Annotated in this window: 13 protein-coding genes; 6 read left to right on the top strand and 7 right to left on the bottom strand. The window is 68.3% G+C overall.

Annotation, left to right across the window (positions count from 1 at the left end; all coding sequences use genetic code 11):
- Window positions 1-49: 49 nt before the first annotated feature.
- The 5 genes from IM776_RS11750 to guaB all read right to left on the bottom strand — a co-directional run bounded on the left by IM776_RS11750 (window position 50) and on the right by guaB (window position 8,991).
- Window positions 50-4,687, bottom strand: a complete 4,638-nt coding sequence (locus IM776_RS11750; protein ID WP_194420282.1) for an ExeM/NucH family extracellular endonuclease — start codon at window positions 4,685-4,687, stop codon at window positions 50-52.
- A 239-nt stretch (window positions 4,688-4,926) separates the two neighbouring features.
- On the bottom strand, window positions 4,927-5,685 hold the full coding sequence (locus IM776_RS11755; RefSeq protein ID WP_194422630.1) for an SURF1 family protein: 759 nt from the start codon (window positions 5,683-5,685) through the stop codon (window positions 4,927-4,929).
- Window positions 5,686-5,743: 58 nt separating this feature from the next.
- Window positions 5,744-6,862 carry a GuaB3 family IMP dehydrogenase-related protein gene (locus IM776_RS11760; RefSeq protein WP_194422631.1) on the bottom strand — a complete coding sequence of 373 codons (1,119 nt, stop codon included), beginning with the start codon at window positions 6,860-6,862 and terminating at the stop codon, window positions 5,744-5,746.
- A 124-nt stretch (window positions 6,863-6,986) separates the two neighbouring features.
- A complete protein-coding gene (locus IM776_RS11765) occupies window positions 6,987-7,301 on the bottom strand; it encodes a DUF2277 domain-containing protein (protein WP_194420283.1) in 315 nt (104 codons plus the stop codon).
- Between the two features lie 187 nt (window positions 7,302-7,488).
- A complete protein-coding gene (gene guaB / locus IM776_RS11770) occupies window positions 7,489-8,991 on the bottom strand; it encodes an IMP dehydrogenase (RefSeq protein WP_194420284.1) in 1,503 nt (500 codons plus the stop codon).
- Window positions 8,992-9,164: 173 nt separating this feature from the next.
- On the opposite strand from guaB, the gene IM776_RS11775 reads away from it, so the two are divergent.
- The 5 genes from IM776_RS11775 (at window position 9,165) to IM776_RS11795 (ending at window position 14,277) form a co-directional block, all read left to right on the top strand.
- The gene (locus IM776_RS11775; RefSeq protein WP_228479742.1) at window positions 9,165-10,481 is read left to right on the top strand and encodes a branched-chain amino acid ABC transporter permease; all 1,317 of its coding nucleotides are present in this window, start codon (window positions 9,165-9,167) and stop codon (window positions 10,479-10,481) included.
- Window positions 10,482-10,483: 2 nt separating this feature from the next.
- Window positions 10,484-11,461, top strand: coding sequence for a branched-chain amino acid ABC transporter permease (locus IM776_RS11780; protein ID WP_194420285.1), 978 nt, complete (start codon window positions 10,484-10,486; stop codon window positions 11,459-11,461).
- Between the two features lie 40 nt (window positions 11,462-11,501).
- A complete protein-coding gene (locus tag IM776_RS11785; RefSeq protein WP_194422633.1) occupies window positions 11,502-12,461 on the top strand; it encodes an ABC transporter ATP-binding protein in 960 nt (319 codons plus the stop codon).
- A gap of 53 nt (window positions 12,462-12,514) precedes the next feature.
- The gene (locus IM776_RS11790; RefSeq protein ID WP_422730950.1) at window positions 12,515-13,225 is read left to right on the top strand and encodes an ABC transporter ATP-binding protein; all 711 of its coding nucleotides are present in this window, start codon (window positions 12,515-12,517) and stop codon (window positions 13,223-13,225) included.
- Between the two features lie 62 nt (window positions 13,226-13,287).
- A complete protein-coding gene (locus IM776_RS11795; RefSeq protein WP_194420287.1) occupies window positions 13,288-14,277 on the top strand; it encodes an NAD-dependent epimerase/dehydratase family protein in 990 nt (329 codons plus the stop codon).
- A gap of 197 nt (window positions 14,278-14,474) precedes the next feature.
- On the opposite strand, the gene IM776_RS11800 is transcribed toward IM776_RS11795, so the two are convergent.
- Together IM776_RS11800 and rarD are read right to left on the bottom strand one after the other, a co-directional pair.
- A complete protein-coding gene (locus tag IM776_RS11800; RefSeq protein ID WP_194420288.1) occupies window positions 14,475-15,731 on the bottom strand; it encodes an ABC transporter substrate-binding protein in 1,257 nt (418 codons plus the stop codon).
- A gap of 52 nt (window positions 15,732-15,783) precedes the next feature.
- Window positions 15,784-16,731: an EamA family transporter RarD gene (rarD, locus tag IM776_RS11805; RefSeq protein ID WP_194420289.1), complete on the bottom strand. Its 948-nt coding sequence runs from the start codon at window positions 16,729-16,731 to the stop codon at window positions 15,784-15,786.
- A 105-nt stretch (window positions 16,732-16,836) separates the two neighbouring features.
- Between rarD and IM776_RS11810 the strand changes: the two genes are divergently transcribed.
- Window positions 16,837-18,792 carry an Hsp70 family protein gene (locus IM776_RS11810; protein WP_194420290.1) on the top strand — a complete coding sequence of 652 codons (1,956 nt, stop codon included), beginning with the start codon at window positions 16,837-16,839 and terminating at the stop codon, window positions 18,790-18,792.
- Window positions 18,793-18,804: the final 12 nt, after the last annotated feature.

The following is an 18,804-nucleotide window of genomic DNA, read 5'->3' on the forward strand; positions in this document are numbered from 1 at the left end:
GGAGGCCGCCGGGATCGCTCCCGACGGCCTCCGCTGCGACTTCAGTCGATCAGAACCAGCCGCGGATGATGTCCCACAGCCAGTCGATGATCTGGCCGATGATGCCACCGGCGTTGCCGCCGCCCTTGTTGACCGTGACCTGGTCGGTGGCCTGGTCGCCGTCAGCCTGGGCGACGATCACCGTGTAGCGTCCGGCGTCGGTCTTCTTCGGAACCGTGACCGAGGCGGAGAACGTGCCGTCCTCCTCGACCACGACGGTGCCCAGTTCGATGAGCTTGCCCTTCTTCGACTCGAGCGTGACCGTGAGGGTCTCGCCCGGCTCGAAGTCCGCGCCCGTCACCGTCAGCTTCTTGCCGGCGCTGACGGTGTTGCCCTCGACCTCGATGGTTCCGGCGAACTCCTCCTCACCGGCATCCGCGAAGGTGATCGGGACCTGCACGCTCGTGCCGGCATCCGCGACCGCGACGGTGAGCAGCTGCTCGCCGGACACGCCCTCGGGGACGGTGAACGTCAGGCTCGCGCGGCCGGCCTCATCGGTGGTGTCGACGATCGTCGGGTCGACGGCGCCGGTCGCCAGCACCGTGTCACCCAGCGAGACCGTGACCTCACCCGGTGCCTGCTCGCCACCGCTGAATGCGAGCGACGAGAGGTCGATCGTGACCTCGTCGCCTGCGCTGTAGCCGTCGGCATCCGGTGCGCTCAGCGACACGCCGACCGCACGCTGCGCGAGATCGGGCGTCGCCGTGCCGTTGGCGTCGAACCAGTCGACCATCGACTGCAGATCGATCTTGCCGGTGTCGGCCTTGTTCGTGCCCTCGGCGAAGGTGGCGAAGTTGTCTCCGCCCGCCGCGAGGAACGAGTTGGCCGCGACGACGTACGACGCCTCCGGGTCGATCGGTTCTCCGTTCAGCGTGATCGAGGTGATCCGCTCGCCCGCCGCCGCCGTCGGGTCGTAGGTGTACTGCAGCCCCTCCGAGACGCCGAGCTTCAGGAACGGGCGGCTCGCGCCCTCCGGCTGCCACTGCTCCTCGAGCACGCCCTTGAGCTGGGCGCCGGTGAGGCTCAGCGTCACCAGGGTGTTGGCGAAGGGCTGCACCGTGGCCGCCTCGCGGAACGTCACGTTGCCATCGGGGTCGGTCTCTCCGGAAGAGGCGTGCGTCAGGTTCGCGCGGATGCCGCCGGGGTTCATGATCGCGACATCGGCGCCGGTCGCCCACTGCTGGACGTCGGCGACGAAGTTCCCGATCGTGGACTCGCCACCGCGGTTCTCCGACCCGTTGGTCTGACGTGCGCGGTTGAAGTCCCCGGTGATCTGACCGACCGACTCAGCACCGAGGACGTCAGCCTCGGCCTTGGCGTCATCGACGATCTTCTGCACGTCGGCGACCGGCTCGTAGAGCGGCACGCCGTCCTGCGTGAGGGGCTTGATCTCGTTGGTGATCGAGAGCAGCTCCTTCGTCTCCGGGTCGACCTGCAGGTTCATCAGACCGAAGTTCTCGCCGTACTGACCGGCCGAGACGACCGGTCGGCCGTCGATGACGTGGTTGTACGCGAGGTGGGTGTGCGCCGAGACGATCGCGTTGACGCTGTCGTCGACGCCGGCGACGATCTCGCCGAGAGCCGAGTCCGGCGTGATGCTGGCGATGTCGGATGACGTCGCACCCTCGTGCACGAGCAGCACCAGCACGTCGGCTTCGCCGTTGGCCGTGTCGCCGTCGGTGAGTTCGTCGGCCACGGCGTTCACCGAATCGACGATGCTGCGCACCTCGAGATCGGCGATGCCCTCCGGCGAGACGAGCGAGTCGAGCTCTTCGGTCACAGCGCCGATGAAGCCGACGTTCACGCCGTCCATCTCCTTCACCCATGCGGGTGCGAGCGCGGTCTCACCGGTCTCGGTGAGGAACACGTTCGAGGAGATGTACTCCCAGTCCGCGCGGTCCTGCACGCGGTCGCGGAGGTCTTCCCAGCCCTGGTCGAACTCGTGGTTGCCCGCCGCGCTCACTTCGAGCCCGGCCGCGTTCAGCGCATCGATGGTGGGGTTGTCGTCGTTGATGAACGACGTGAAGGTGGACGCTCCGATGAGGTCGCCGGCTGCGGCGAACACGGTGTTCGGGTTCGCGTCGCGCACCGACTTCACCGCGCCTGCCAGCACAGCGGCACCGGCTGCGGCACCGTCCGCCTCGATGCGACCGTGGAAGTCGTTGATCGTGACGATGTCGATGTCGACGGGCGGGATCTCGCTGGAGATGCCGACGATGACCGGGTCGTGGTCGCTGGAGCGGAACGGCGTGCCGGCCTCGGCCGCGCCGAACGCGTAGCCGCGGTCGCTCCACTCGGGCGAGTTGATGGTCCACACGCCCGTGCCGGTCACCGACTCCGCAAGCTGCGGCGACGCGATCGCGTGGTCGAGTGAGCCGAGCTCGCCGTCGAAGGTGTACGTGTACTGGCCTTCGGCGTTCGCCGGAACCAGGTCGATCCAGCCGGCCTCCGCGAACACATTGATCGGGTCTTCCTGACCGTAGGCGTTGAAGTCGCCGAGCAGCAGGATGTCGGAACTACCCGCGGTGTCGGCGATCGTCTCGGTGAAGGACAGCAGCGACTGCGCCTGCGCGGTGCGGTCGGCGTTGAAGTGACCCTGGCCGTCGGCCGGCTCGTCGCCGTCACCGGACTTCGACTTGAAGTGGTTCGCGACGACCGAGACGATCCTGCCGTCCATGTCGAACGTCTGCGCGATCGGCTCGCGGGCGTTGCCCCACACCGACTCGTCGATCACCGCGGTGCTGTCGCCGACAGGCGTGACGGCATCCTTCTTGTAGATGATCGCGTTCGTGATGACGTCGGTCGTGGTGCCCAGCAGGGCCTCCGGCGTCGGGACGTACTCCCAGATATCTGAGCCGGCGTCCTCGTTGAGTCCGTCGACGAGGTCCGCGAGAGCCACGTCAGGGGTGCCGTCGCCGAAGTGGACCGAGTTCTCGATCTCCATCAGCGCGACGACCTCGGCATCCAGGCCGCCTATCGCCGTGACGATCTTCGAACGCTGGACCGCGAAGAACTCCTCGTTCTTCGCGCCTCGGGCGTCGGCGTCGTCCTCGCTCATCGTCGTGAAGTAGTTGAAGACGTTGAACGCCGCGACCTGCACGTCGCCGCCGACCTCGGGGGCCGTCTCGGGGCGCGGGTTCTCGGTGGTGAACGATGCCCTGGCTGCGGCGTCGCTCGCATCGGTGATCGGGGTCACCGGCTGCAGACGCCAGTCCTCGAATCCGTACTGAAGCACGTAGCCGGCGTCGGCGAAGTCGACGACGTCGCCGTTGCGCACGATGGCGTCCTCGATGAAGTACGGCTGCTCGCCTGTGTGGGCGTTGTTGCTGATCTGGACGCTGTACCCGTCGTCGAGCAGAATGCGCTCGGCGCGGTTGGCGGCCGCGATCGCGTTCGCCTCGTCGCTGGGGCGGGTCGTCTCAGTACTCTTGACGTTGAGCTCGCCGGGGTTCAGCCACAGCGTGCCGAAGTTGTAGAGCTGATGACTGGATGCCACCCGGTAGGTGCCGTCGGGCGCGACGAGCATGTTCTCGTAAGCCTCGCGATCCGCGCCCGTGACCGTTCCGGGAAGCGGCGTCGCAGCGGGAGCACCGACGCCGGCCGTGACGACCGAGACGTCCTCGGCTGCGGCGGGAGAGATCTGCGTCTGTCCGAAGTACTCCGAGACCGTGCCGGTGACCGAGACGAGGTCGCCGATCTCGCCGGGGGCCTGCTTGCCGTCCAAGAACACGAAGACGCCGTCGGAGGCACCGGGGGTCGCGTCGTTCTCGCCGCCGGTGCCCTGCGTCTGGATGACGATGCCGTTGTAGCCGCCGGTGCGGTAGTCAGCCGTGACGACGCCCTCGACGGTGACGTTCTGGCCGGCGAGCGGCGAGACGTCGCCGGTGCCCTGCACCTCGGCGATGGAGACCGCAGTCGGCTCGGGGTCGGGGTCAGGCTGCGGGTCGGGATCAGGGTCGGTTCCGCCGGTGCCCTGCGGCGTGATCGATGCCGACAGGGTGAAGTCGGCGGAGTTGTCGTCGGTGTCTGCGCCGTCGGTGCGGTTCAGCGACTTGACGTCCTGGTTGTTCGCTGGCGCCGTGGCCAGTGCGCCCTCGAAAGTGTTCGACCCGCCGTACCCGAGCAGGTCGACGACCCCTTCGGCGCCGACGACCGATCCGGTGGCGAGCGTGACCGCCGAGGTGCCCTCGACCAAGGCGAGCGTGCCGGTCGTGCCGCTCGGGTTCAGACTGCCGGTGGCGTCGGGCGAAGGGAGATCCGCACCGTTGGCGCCGTTCGAGCCGCCCTGCACGAGGAAGTACCCGCCGGCGGGGATGGTGCCGGAGAGCGGGACGACGTTGTTCGTGTTGCCGGTGCCTGTCGCGGAACGGTACTGGATCGACGTGCCGTCGAGCGTGATGTCGGCGTCGGTCGGGTTGTACAGCTCGACGAACTTGTTCTTGAAGGCGGCGCCAGCGCTGCCGCCGGACAGATATGCCTCATTGATGACGACGCCCGTGCCGTCCACTGCGGCGAAGGCGGGAGCGGCGACGAGCGTTCCGAAGCTCATCGCGCATGCGGTCGTCAGCGCGAGAGCGCCGATGCGCACCCGTCTGCGTGCGATGGACGATCCGGCGCGATGCGCCGCGCCGTCGGGGGTGTACATCATGCGATTGTTCTCCTCGTCGACAGATGAGACCCCGGACACCGCCATGGGGCGCACGAGGGAATGTCCGCGAAACACAGGGTCCACGCCGCGGCCACTCGCGAGTGAGCTTATGAGTGGGCTGGGACTTTCCCGAGTGAGTTCACAGATCGCTAACCGGAAGTTCTTCCGCGCGCCGAGGCGATACGACTTTCAGCGCACGCCGACCGCGGATCACCTGGACGAAAGTCAGGTTCCCCGGATCAGGAGACGGATGACCCTGTGCTCTCCTCGAACTTCTCGACCTCGAGCTCCCAGCGGTCCTTCGCCAGGCGGTACCAGATGTAGAACGCGAAACCGGCGAAGACGGCCCATTCGAGCGCGTAGAAGATGTTCAGCCAATTGACGGTGGCGAGCTCGTTCGGGGCAGGCGATGCGATGTCCGCCAGGCCCTCCGGCGCCTCCACAGAGGCGAGATAGGGCCGGTAGACGGACAGCTGCTCGATGTCGTGCCACTGGCCCAGCAGCATCGCCGGCGACATGCGGTCCATCGCGTGCGGGTCATCGGCGGGCGGCAGTGTCGTTCCCTCATCCGAGATCACGCGCCCGGCGATCTCGGCGTCGGGGCCCGCGGCATTCTCCTCGAGGTCGGCGGCCGCGGCATCCGCACTCTCGCGATCCGGCGCCCATCCCAGCGCGACCGCGATCGAGGTGCGGTCGGCGACGCGGAGCTGGCCGGTCACCCAGTACCCCTCGACACCGTCGTTGAAGCGCGACGACACGACGAGGAAGTCGCCGGGCACCCAGGTGCCGGCGGTCTCCACGCGCTGCCCGACGTACGGTTCGGGCAGGTACTCGCCAGGGCCGACCACTTCGGTGAGCGGCCTCACCTCCTCCGTGACGCCGGCCGGCACCGGGTCGGTGTCGACGGCGCGCTCCAGCTGCCACTGCCCGAGGAACGCGAACACGCCGGCCACCACGAGGCACGCGCACAGCACCGCGATCCAGCGGCCGCGCAGCATGACCTCGCGAAGGGTCGGCGGGAACTCCTGAGGCGTCGTCACGGGATGAGGACGCCCGTCAGGACTGCTGGTACGGGGCGAGCACGACCTCGACGCGCTGGAACTCCTTGAGGTCGGAGTATCCGGTTGTCGCCATGGACTTGCGCAGCGCCCCGATGAGGTTGGCGGTGCCGTCGGCGACGGGAGCCGGACCGTAGAGGATCTCCTCGAGCGTCGCGATGCCGGGCGTCTGGACGCGGCGTCCGCGCGGAAGCTGCGGGTGGTGCGCCTCTGGCCCCCAGTGGAAGCCCTGGCCGGGGGCATCCGTCGCGCGAGCGAGAGCGACGCCGAGCATGACGGCATCCGCGCCCATGGCGAGCGCCTTGACGATGTCGCCGGAGGTGCCGACGCCGCCATCGGCGATGACGTGCACGTAGCGTCCGCCGGATTCGTCGAGGTAGTCGCGACGCGCGGCGGCGACGTCCGATACGGCCGTGGCCATCGGGGCGTGGATGCCGAGGGTGGCGCGCGTGGTGGATGCCGCTCCCCCGCCGAATCCGACGAGAACGCCTGCTGCGCCGGTGCGCATCAGGTGCAGCGCGGTCGTGTAGGTGGCGGCTCCGCCGACGATGACGGGGACGTCGAGGTCGTAGATGAACTTCTTGAGATTCAGGGGCTCGGCCACGCTGGAGACGTGCTCGGCCGACACGGTGGTGCCGCGGATCACGAACAGGTCGACGCCGGCCGCGGCGACGATGTCGTACAGCTCCTGGGTGCGCTGGGGGGTGAGCGAGCCGGCGACGGTCACGCCGCCTTCGCGGATCTCGGCGAGGCGCGAGGTGATGAGCTCGGGCTTGATCGGCTCGGAGTACAGCTGCTGCATCCGCACGGTCGCCTTCTCAGGCGGCAGCGAGGCGATCTCGGCGAGGAGAGGCTCGGGGTTCTCGTAGCGCGTCCACAGCCCCTCGAGGTCGAGGACGCCGAGGCCGCCGAGCTTGCCGAGCATGATCGCCGTCTTCGGGCTGACCACCGAGTCCATCGGCGCGCCGATGACGGGTGTGTCGAACGAGAACGCGTCGATCGTCCATGCGGTCGAGACGTCTTCGGGGTTGCGGGTCCGCCGCGACGGCACCACCGCGATGTCGTCGAACGTGTATGCGCGACGCGCGCGCTTTGCTCGGCCGAGTTCGATGTCCATGCTCACGGGACAAGCCTACCGGGCGTGCCGTTCAGCCCGGCCACCGCCCCGGGAGATGGCGGCTGCTGCCGCTTCGCCGCGGCGCGAGCGGCACGAAGCGCCACCTGCCGCGCCGGGGAGTTGCTCAGCTCGCGGCGCGGGCGGCGCGCTTCTCCTCCTGATAGACGCGGATCGCCTCGTAGCGCTCGGCGGATCGGGCACGGCGCTTGGCGGCCTCCTGGTCGCGGTCCTTCGGCGGCGCGGAGGTGACGAGGTCGTCGAGAAGGCGACGAGTCGCCCCCGCGATCTCGGCGACCGCTCGGTCGAAGACCGCCTGATTCGCCCGCGACGGGGCGTTGGATCCGGAGATCTTCCGTACGAACTGCAGGGCCGCGTCCTGGCACTCCTGGTCGGTCGCGGCGGGCTTCAGGTTGTTCAGCGGAACGATGTTGCGGCACATACCGGCACGCTACGCCGGGCACGCGGCGTCCGGAACCCCGCCGCTGGTTCAGTCGTGCTCGCGGCGGTCCTGCCAAGGCCGCGCCGAGGTACGGATGGCTGGCGAATCGCACGGATGCTTGTGGGAACCGGCCGGTTCGCCGGCCAGGTGTGCCGATCGCCAGCCAAACGTGCTTCGGGCGGCGAACCTATTTCTTGTAGTTGGGGGCCTCGACCACGATCTGGACGTCGTGCGGGTGCGACTCCTTGAGCCCGGCCGAGGTGATGCGCACGAACTTGCCGCGGGTCTTGAGCTCCTCGATGGTGCGAGCGCCGACGTAGAACATCGACTGACGCAGCCCGCCGACGAGCTGGTAGGCGACCGCGGACACCGGGCCGCGGTACGGCACCTGCCCCTCAATGCCCTCGGGGATGAGCTTGTCGTCGCTGGGGACGTCGGCCTGGAAGTAGCGGTCCTTCGAGTACGAGGTCTGCTTGCCACGGGTCTGCATCGCACCGAGCGAGCCCATGCCGCGGTACTGCTTGAACTGCTTGCCGGACTGGAAGACGATCTCGCCGGGCGACTCGTCGGTTCCGGCCAGGAGCGAGCCCAGCATGACGGCATCCGCGCCGGCGACGAGCGCCTTTGCGATGTCGCCGGAGTACTGCAGACCGCCGTCGGCGATCACCGGGATGCCGGCGGGACGGGCCGCGAGCGACGCCTCGTACACGGCGGTGACCTGGGGCACGCCGACACCGGCGACGACGCGGGTGGTGCAGATCGAGCCGGGGCCGACGCCGACCTTGACGGCATCCACGCCCGCGTCGACGAGCGCCTGCGCGCCCTCACGGGTCGCGACGTTGCCGCCGATGACGTCGATGTGCGCGAACGACTCGTCGGCCTTCAGACGCTGCACGAGATCGATGACGCCCTGCGACTGGCCGTTGGCGGTGTCGACGACCAGCACGTCGACGCCTGCGTCGCGCAGAGCCTCTGCACGCTCCCACGCATCGCCGAAGAAGCCGATGGCCGCGCCGACGCGCAGGCGGCCGTGCTCATCCTTGGTGGCCAGCGGGTACTTCTCGCTCTTGTCGAAGTCCTTGATGGTGATGAGGCCTGCGAGCTTGCCGTCCTCATCGATCAGCGGCAGCTTCTCGACGCGGTGCCGTGCGAACAGCGCGATGACCTCGCCGGCGGCCACGCCGACCGGAGCGGTCACGAGGTCGGAGGAGGTCATGACGTCCTTGACGAAAGTCGTACGGCGCTCGAACTCCGAGACGAAGCGCATGTCGCGATTGGTGATGATCCCGGCCAGGCGTCCGTCCTCGTCCACGACGGGAAGACCCGAGATGCGGTACCTCGCGCACAGGGAATCGACCTCTTCGACGGTCGCGTCCGGCGTGGTCGTGATCGGGTCGGTGATCATGCCCGACTCGCTGCGCTTGACGCGGTCGACGTGCGCGGCCTGGTCGGCGATCGAGAGATTGCGGTGCAGGATGCCGATGCCGCCCTCACGCGCCATGGCGATGGCCATGCGCGACTCGGTGACGGTGTCCATGGCACTCGACAGCAGCGGGGTGGCGACCGAGATGCGGCGCGTGATGCGCGAAGACGTGTCGGCCTCACTGGGGATCACGTCGGTGTGCCCGGGGAGAAGAAGGACGTCGTCGTACGTGAGTCCGACGAAGCCGAAGGGATCGTGCTGGTCCATGGATGATCCTCCTGCAGGCGAGAGCTGAGCGCGTTCACCAATTCTAAACGGCGCAGGCATAACGAAAATTCCTCGGTTCGGCGGCGCGACTAGTGAATGGCCGTCCGTCACAGTACGCTCAATCCCACGCCTGGGCCGACCCGAAGTCCAGGCGAACTCAATGTGGAGGTTGCGTGGGACCCACGTCTACTGCTGTCCGTCGAGCCCGACCATGGGTGGTCACCGCGCTCGGCATCCTGATGGCACTCGCGTTCCTGGCCCTTCAGCCGGCAGCATCCGCGCTCGCAGACGAGACGGACGACGGCCAGGAGATCACGGACTACTACTTCGCCGGAGTCATCACCTTCGATGACGAACCGGTAGCCGATGTGACCGTCACGATCGAGGGCAACGGCTTCGGCGCCGAGACCGCGACGGATGCAGAGGGCAAGTGGCGCCTGTACGTCCCGGAGAAGGAGGCGTACACGCTCACCGTCGACGAGAGCACGCTCCCGGAGGGCGTGATCGTCGAGGGCGATTCCGCATCGCAGGAGGTGGAGTTCGCGCTCACGAACACGAAGATCGTGAACCTGTTCCTGGGCGAGGGCGTGCGCGAGACGACGTCGTTCATCGACCAGCTGCTCTCCCGGATCGTCGGCGGCTTGAACTTCGGTCTGCTGCTCGGGCTCGCAGCCATGGGTGCCGCCCTCATCTACGGCACGACGCGCCTGTCGAACTTCGCCCACGGTGAGATGGTGACCTGGGGCGCCGTGATCGCGCTGCTGTGCACGACGTTCTGGCACCTTCCGATGTGGCTCGGCATCATCGCCGCCGTCGTCGCCGGCGGCCTGCTCGGATTCGCTCTGGATGCCGGGCTGTGGCGACCCCTGCGACATCGAGGCCTCGGCATCGTGCAGCTGATGATCGTCAGCATCGGGCTCTCGCTGGCACTGCGGTACGTCCTGCAGTACATGATCGGCGGCAGCACCTACCAGCTGCAGGGCGCGAGCCCCGCGCCGATCAAGCTCGGACCGATCTCGCTGTCGTACATCGACATGATCGGCATGGGCACGAGCATCGTGGTCATCCTGGGGGTCGCGTACTTCCTCACCCGCACCCGCGTCGGCAAGGCCACCAGGGCCATCTCCGACAATCCGCAGCTGGCCGCGGCATCCGGCATCGACGTCGACAGAGTCGTGCGTATCGTCTGGATCCTCTCCGGTGCGCTGGCGGCGGTGTCCGGCATCCTGTGGGCGTACTTCCGCCCCGGCGTGAAGTGGGACATGGGCATGCAGATGCTGCTGCTGATCTTCTGCGCGATCACGCTCGGCGGCCTCGGATCCGCGATCGGCGCGCTGATCGGCTCGATCATCGTCGGCCTCGCTGTCGAGGTGTCCACGCTGCTGGGAGTCCCGTCGGATCTGAAGTACGCCACCGCGCTCGTGGCACTGATCGTGATCCTCCTCGTGCGGCCCCAGGGTCTGCTCGGGCGCAGAGAAAGGCTGGGCTGACCATGGACTTCGGAAACATCTTCGGCAACACCGCCTCGTACCTGCTCAGCCCGACGACCATCGCGTACGCCCTCGCCGCGACCGGCCTCGCCGTGCACTTCGGCTACGCCGGGCTCCTCAACTTCGGCATGGCGGCGTTCATGGCCGTCGGCGGCTACGGCTACGCGATCTCGATCCTCAGCTTCGGTCTCCCCTGGTGGGGCGGCGTCGCGGTGGGCGTGCTCGCCGGCGCCGTGTTCGCGCTGCTGCTCGGCATCCCGACCCTGCGGCTGCGCGCCGACTATCTGGCCATCGCGACCATCGCCACGGCCGAGGTCGTGCGCCTGCTGTTCCTCACCGAGCTGTTCCGGGAGTGGACCAACTCCGCCGGAGGCCTCTCCGGCTATCACCAGAGCTTCCGCGAGATGAACCCGTTCCCCGAGGGCACCTACGGCTTCGGCCCGTGGACGTACAACGCCAACGACCTCTGGGTGCGCGTGTTCGGCCTGATCGTGCTCGCCCTGTCGCTGCTGGTCGTCTGGGCGCTCATGCGCAGCCCGTGGGGCCGCGTGATCAAGGGCATCCGCGAGGATGAGGACGCCGTGCGCTCGCTCGGCAAGAACGTCTTCGCATACAAGATGCAGGCGCTCGTCGTCGGCGGGATCATCGGCGCACTCGGCGGCATCGTGTTCGTGCTTCCCTCGGCCGTGATCCCCGGCAGCTATTCGACGTCGCTGACGTTCTTCCTCTGGACGATCCTGCTCCTGGGCGGGGCTGCGACGGTCTTCGGACCCACGCTCGGCGCCGTCCTCTTCTGGGTCGTGTTCGCGTTCCTGGGCGGTCTGCTGCCCGAGATGGCGCGCATCGGCTGGCTGCCGATGACCACCAACCAGGCCGACGTCGTCCGCTACATCGTGATCGGCATCGTGCTCATGCTGATCGTGATCTTCCGCCCCCAGGGCATCCTCGGGAACAAGAGGGAGATGACCTTTGTCAAGTGACAGCACGGCGGGAAGCACCTCCGCCCCGCAGACCGGCAGCATCCGCCGCCCCAAGACGACCGGCCTCGCGAACGGACCAGCCGCCCCCGGAGTCGCCAAGGTCGACCCGATCCTCGTGGTGGATGCCGTCACCCGCCGCTTCGGCGGCCTCACGGCCGTGGACGTCGACCACCTCGAGATCCCGCGCGGCGCGATCACGGCGCTGATCGGACCGAACGGCGCCGGCAAGACGACCCTGTTCAACCTGCTGTGCGGCTTCGACAAGCCGAACACGGGCACGTGGTCGTTCGACGGGAAGAACCTCTCCGGCATCCCGTCGTTCAAGGTCGCGCGCATGGGACAGGTCCGCACGTTCCAGCTCACCAAGTCGCTGTCGCTGCTGACCGTGCTCGAGAACATGAAGCTCGGCGCCACGCACCAGCGCGGCGAGGGATTCTGGGCGAGCCTGTTCCCGTTCCTGTGGCGTGCGCAGGATGCCGAGATCGAGGCGCGCGCGAGAGATCTGCTGGCCCGGTTCAAGCTGGATGCCAAGGAGAAGGACTTCGCCGCCTCGCTCTCGGGCGGGCAGCGCAAGCTCCTCGAGATGGCACGGGCACTCATGAGCGACCCGACCCTGGTGATGCTCGATGAGCCGATGGCCGGCGTCAACCCGGCGCTCACGCAGTCGCTGCTCGAGCACATCCTCGATCTGAAGGAACTCGGCATGACGGTGCTGTTCGTCGAGCACGACATGCACATGGTGCGGCACATCGCCGACTGGGTCGTGGTGATGGCTGAGGGCCGCGTCGTCGCGGAGGGACCGCCGGACACCGTGATGGAGGATCCCGCCGTGGTGGACGCGTACCTGGGCGCGCATCAGGACGTCGACCTCGGCGCCGTCACCGGCCGCCTGCCGGTCATCGCGGATGCCGACGCGGCAGAGCTGCGTGAGCAGATCGAGGCGGAAGCCGAGGCCGAACTCGAGAGCACCGACCCGAGCACCGACGAGGAGAAGGCATGACCGACGACACCGCAGCCGCCAGTGCTGCTCCCAGCGCCGACGTCATCGTCGAGATGAAGGACGTGCATGCCGGGTACCTGCCAGGCGTGAACATCCTCAACGGCGCGAACCTGGTCGCGCGCTGCGGCGAGCTGATCGGCATCATCGGCCCGAACGGCGCAGGCAAGTCGACGCTGCTCAAGGCGATCTTCGGCATGGTGCAGGTGCGCGACGGCGACATCACCGTGAAAGGCGAGAGCATCGTCGGGCTGAAGGCCGACAAGCTCGTCCGGCGCGGTGTGGCGTTCGTACCGCAGACGAACAACGTGTTCCCCTCGCTCACCATCGAGGAGAACCTGCAGATGGGCCTCTACCAGAACCCGAAGATCTACGCCGAGCGCCTCGAGTTCGTCAGCGGGATCTTCGCCGAGCTCGGCAAGCGGCTGAAGCAGCGTGCCGGGTCCCTCTCGGGCGGAGAGCGGCAGATGGTCGCGATGTCGCGGGCGCTGATGATGGATCCGTCCGTCCTGCTTCTCGACGAGCCTTCGGCGGGTCTGTCGCCGGTGCGGCAGGATGACGCGTTCATCCGCGTCTCGGACATCAACAAGGCCGGTGTCACGACGATCATGGTCGAGCAGAACGCTCGTCGCTGCCTGCAGATCTGCGACCGCGGCTACGTGCTCGATCAGGGCCGAGACGCCTACGAGGGCAGTGGTCGGGAGTTGCTGAACGATCCGAAGGTGATCGGACTGTACCTGGGCACGCTCGGCACCGACGCGGCGTAAGGTGCGCCCTTCGCTCCCTGAGCCCGTCGAAGGGTCGAAGGGCACCCCGTAGGCTCGTGCTCATGACGAGCATCCTGTATCTGGGCGGAACCGGCACGATCAGCGCAGCCTGCGTGCGCCGCTCGGTCGAGCGCGGGCACGACGTGACGGTGGTCAATCGGGGCAACGCGCGGCGCGATCTGCCCGATGCCGTCTCGATCGTGTCCGCGGACGTGCGCGATGCCGCAGAACTGAAGCATGCGCTCGGCGGTCGCGAGTTCGACGCCGTGGCCGACTTCCTCTCGTTCTCCCCCGCCGACGTAGCGACGGGCCTTGAGGTGTTCGAGGGGCGCACAGGGCAGTACGTCTTCATCAGCTCGGCGTCGGCGTATCAGAAGCCGCCGGCGCGGCTGCCGATCACGGAGCGCACGCCGCTGGAGAACCCGTTCTGGCAGTATTCGCGCGACAAGATCGCGTGCGAGGAGCTGCTGCTCGCGGCATCCGGCGATCGGGGCGTGCCGGTCACGATCGTGCGTCCCTCGCATACCTACGACGAGCAGATGCTCCCGACGCTCGGACGCTGGAACGACATCGCGCGCATGCGTGACGGGCGCCCCGTCGTCGTGCACGGCGACGGCACGAGCCTGTGGACCATCACCCACGCCGACGACTTCGCGGTCGCGTTCACCGGCCTGATCGGGCATCCTGGTGCGATCGGCGAGGACTTCACGATCACCGGATCGCACGCACCGACCTGGAACCGGATCTACACGTGGCTGGCCGAGGCGGCCGGCGTCGATGAGCCGGAGCTGGTGCACGTGGCCTCCGACACGATCGCCTCGATCGCGCCGGACCTCGGGCCGACGCTGGTCGGCGACAAGGCGCACTCCAGCCTGTTCGACACCGCGAAGGTGCAGGCGCTCGTGCCCGAGTTCGCCACGACGATCACCTTCGACGAGGGCGCCAGGCGGATCCTCGCCTACCACGACGCCCACCCCGAGACCCAGGTCGTCGATACCGATCGCGATGCGCAGTTCGACCGCATGATCGCGCACGCCTGCTCGGCCCGCTAAGGCCGGCCGGGACGCCGGCATGTCCGGGAAACGGCGGGTTGCCGGCATCCGTACCCGCAACAACCCGGACGCGCTCCCCGGCATGTCCGGGAAACGGCGGGTTACCGGCATCCACACCCACCGCAACCCCGACATGCTTCGCCGGGTGCACACGAAAGCGCCCCGGATGCTGAATCCGGGGCGCCTCGTCTGTGCGGTTACTTGATGCGCGAGTGGACGTTGTCGGCGTCGAACTCGTAGACGCCGATCGCGGCGCCTTCGGGGTCGTTGTCATCGTTGAACGTGACCTCGCCGGAGTACCCGTCGTAGTCGATCGTGCCTCCGCCGTTGATGATCTCGGCGCACTCGGCGAAGCTGGTGCACTTCTCGCCTTCGCCGGATCCGCCGGACACCTGCTGCATGGCGCCGGCGATGTCCTCACCCTCGACCGACACGGCCTGCAGCGCCGCCAGGGCGATGAGGATCGTGGCGTCGTAGGCCTCGGCCGAGTACGTCAGGGCGTCGATCGGCTCGTTGCCCTCGGCGGTCCAGACCTCGTTGAGCTGGTCGATGAAGTCGTCGGGCAGCTCCGCACCTGCGCGCGTGCCCTTCGAGCCCTCGAGGCTCACTCCGAGGTCGGGCCAGTCCTTCAGGTTGCCGTCGACCAGGTACAGCGCACCGGTGTCCACTCCGGCGTTGCCGAGCAGCGGTGCGATGGTGGCGAACTGGTCGTACGACACGATGGCGACGGCATCCGGGTTCGCGGCCGCGATGGTCTGCACCTGCGCGTTGAACTGCCCGTCACCCTGGTTGTACGACGCGTCGGCGACGACCTCGCCGCCGGTGCTCTCGAACGTCGCCTTGATGGCTTCGAACAGGCCGGTGCCGTACGGGTCGTTCTGGTAGATGATGCCGAGGGTCTTGTGACCGTCCTCGGCGACCTGGTTGCCCAGCACCTCACCCTGCAGGTTGTCACTCGGCGCCGTGCGGAAGTACAGCGGGTTGATGCCGGTGAAGTCCGCCGACGTGTTCGACGGCGAGACGGTCAGGATGCCGGAACCGGCGTTGCCGTCGAGGATCAGCTTGGTGACGCTCGACGAGGCCGCGCCCACCATGGCCGTGACGCCGGCGCTCTGCAGGTTCGTGATCGAGGTCTCGTAGGCCTTGTTGTCGAGATCGCCCTCGTCTTCGGAGGTGAGTTCGACCTGGATGCCGGCGTCTGCCTCATTGATCTGCGAGACGGCGAGCTGGACGCCGGCCTCCATCGGCGCGCCGAGGAAGGACAGCGATCCTGTCGATGGAAGAAGGGATCCGAGCTGCAGCGTCAGGTCGACGTCAGCGGGGCGTTCGGTGTTCGTTCCTTCGCCGGACTCGGGTTCGGGCGCGGTGTTGCTGCAGCCCGTGATCACAAGCGCCGATGCGCTTGCCAGGGCGATGCCGGCAAGCCACTTCGTGCGCGTCTGCGTGCGGTTCATAGTGCTCCTTTGCGACAACAAGCATGGCGGGCATGCTCGGGTGATCCCCACTTTATGGCGCGGGCGATGCCGGTGGGTATCGGTGCGCTAACGATCTTGCAGACCGTGTCGCCAGCAGCAGATCGACGATGAAGACGCCGACGGCGATCCACACCAGGATGAACCCGATCCAGCGCTCGGCGGGCATCGGCTCATGCAGGATGAGCACTCCCGTGAGGAACTGCATGATCGGGGTCGTGAACTGGATCATGCCGATCACCGTCAGGTTGATCCGGCGGGCGCCGGCGGCGAACAGCAGCAGCGGCACGGCCGTCGCGACACCGGCGAACAGCAGCAGCGCCGTGTGCCAGACGCCCACCGTTCCGAACGTGATGCCGGTCGTCTGCGCGACCAGGATGAGCTGGACGACGGCGACCGGGATCAGCCAGAAGGATTCGAGCGTGAGACCGCTCACGGCGTCGACCGCGGGGCCGATCTTCTTCTTGATCAGGCCGTAGACGCCGAAGGACGCCGTCAGCGAGAGCGCGATCCACGGGAACGAGGCGTACGCGACGATGATCGCGACGACGGCGAGAGCCGCGATGCCGATCGCCACCCACTGCAGCCGGCGGATCCGCTCGTGCATCACGAACACCCCGAGCAGCACCGTGGTGATCGGGTTGATGAAGTAGCCGAGCGCTGTCTCGACCACATGGCCTGTGAGGGTGCCGATCAGGAAGACCTGCCAGTTCACGTAGATCAGGGCACCGGCGAGCGCGGTCCAGCCGAGCAGCCGGGGCTGTCGGATGATGGCCATGATCCGACGCCATCCCCGTGTCACGGTCAGCAGCAGCACGCAGAACACGAACGAGAACAGCACTCGCGCGGCGACGATCTCCCAGGGGCCAGTGGGCACGAGCAGCAGGAAGTACAGCGGCAGAACGCCCCACAGCAGGTACGCGCCCCCGGCGTACGCGACTCCGAATCCCTGCTCGGCGCGCACGGAAGCTGGGAGGGTCACGGAATCACACTAGTCCCGGCGTCAGACCCTCTTCCGCCCGGCGGGCAAACGACCTATAGTGAGCCGTGTCCGACACCAGTTCTGGGGACGGTAGGCGGAAAGGGAATGGGCGAGTACGAAGTCGTGCTCGCGCTGGACTTGGGGATCAGTCGCATCATCGCGGCGTCTGCGGGTCTCGCGCAGAGCGAAGATGTCGAAACCGACTCCTACGTGCTGGGGCACAGGGGCGGCAGCACCGCCGTGCTCGCGTTCGTCGCAGATGACGGAGAGATCCTGTTCGGCGACGTGGCGGAGCAGCGCGGATTCATCCAGCCGGAGAACCTCTTGCGTGCGTTCACCGCCGAGATCGGGGACGAGATCCCCCTGGTGGCCGGCAGGAGCGCCATACCCGCCGCGGAGCTGACCGCACAGCTCGCCTCGTGGGCCGCCGCGCTCGCCGCACAGCCCCACGAGCAGCGCCCGGCGATCGCGATCGCGCATCCGGCCGCGTGGACCTCGCATCGGATCGACGCGCTCCGCGCTGCACTGAGCGGTGCCGGGTTCGAGGACGTCCGGTTCATGACCGCGGCTGAGGCCGCCGTCCGCCAACACGACTCGATGCTCCGCGATGCCGGGGCACCGCCACTGCCGGCGAACGCCGTCGTGGCGGTCTACGACCTGGGCGGCGAGTCCTTCGAAGCGACCGTCCTGCGCAAGGAGGCCGACGCGCAGTTCCGCATCCTCGGCGAGCCGATCGCGATCGTCGATGGTGCGGGGGCGCTGTTCGACGACCTGCTGATGGAGCACGCGCTCAGGACATCCGGCGCCGACGCGGCACCCGCGGTGCCGGATGCCGGCGATCGCGTCGCATTCGCCCGCTTGCGCCGCGCATGCGTCGCGGCGAAGGAATCTCTCTCGTTCGATGCGGATGCCACGATCCCCGTGACCCTGCCGGGGCGCAGCGCCAGCGTGCGCATCACGCGCTCGGAGCTCGAGGCGATGATCGATCCCGCTCTGGAACGCACCCTGGATGCCGTCGAGCGCGCGCTCGACGGCGCGAAGCTGAGCCAGGACCAGCTGGACCACGTGCTCCTCCTCGGCGGGTCCTCGCACATCCCTCTGGTCGCGCAGCGGCTCTCCGAACGCTTCGATCGCCCCATCGTCACCGCACCGGATGCCGCGGCGGCGCTGGGTGCGGCCCGAGCCGCCCTGCTCGAGCATCAGGAGTCCGCAGCGCTCGCCCTCCTGCCCGCCTCGGATGCCGAGATCGTGACGGCCGCCGCATCGACGCAGACCGATGGATCGCCGCGTCACACCCGCAAGCGGCGCCTGATCCCGGTGTTCGCCAGGGCCTCGGTGCGCTCGGCGTCTCCGGCTATCGTGACCATCGCCGCCGTGCTGGCCGCCGTCGGCGTCGCGACCACGACTGCGGGTGCGGCCATCCTCCGGGATGTCGCCGCCGACGCGCCGGCCGTCGCGAACGCGGCGCCGGAAGCCGTGACCGACGTGACCGACGTGACCGCGGAGGATCCCTTCGCTGCACTGTTCTCCGAGACCGGGACGCTCACTCCCCCTGAACGGGCCGCCCCGCAGGCTCCCGTGCCCGCGCCGGCGCCCATCGTCGTGAAGGACGCCCTCGCTCCTGGTCCGCGCAGCGCCGTCCGCGACACGCTCTCCGCGTCGAAGGTGCCGCGGACGACCGCTCCCAAGAGCCGAACGCAGCGTGGCCCCGTGGTGGAGAACGCGGCGACGCCGATCTCCGCCCCGAAACCGCCGAGATCCACGCCGACACCCCGCCCGCAGCCGTCGCCGGAACCCTCGTCGCAGCCGGTGCCCGATCCCGGGCCTGCGGATCCGGCTCCGACCACGCCACCCGCAGATCCGACACCGACCACGCCACCCGCCGACCCGACACCGACCACGCCACCCGCTGACCCGACACCGACCACGCCACCCGCCGATCCACCGGCGGATCCGGTGCCCGCCGACCCCACTCCGACAGTCCCCCCGCCCGCCGACCCGGCCCCGTCGCCTCCTCCCGAGGAGCCCGTGCCTCTCCCCCCTTCAGCAGAACCGATCTAGAGAGAAGACGAG

Origin of the sequence: Microbacterium abyssi (genome assembly GCF_015277895.1) — a bacterium.
Taxonomy (GTDB): Bacteria; Actinomycetota; Actinomycetes; order Actinomycetales; family Microbacteriaceae; genus Microbacterium; species Microbacterium abyssi.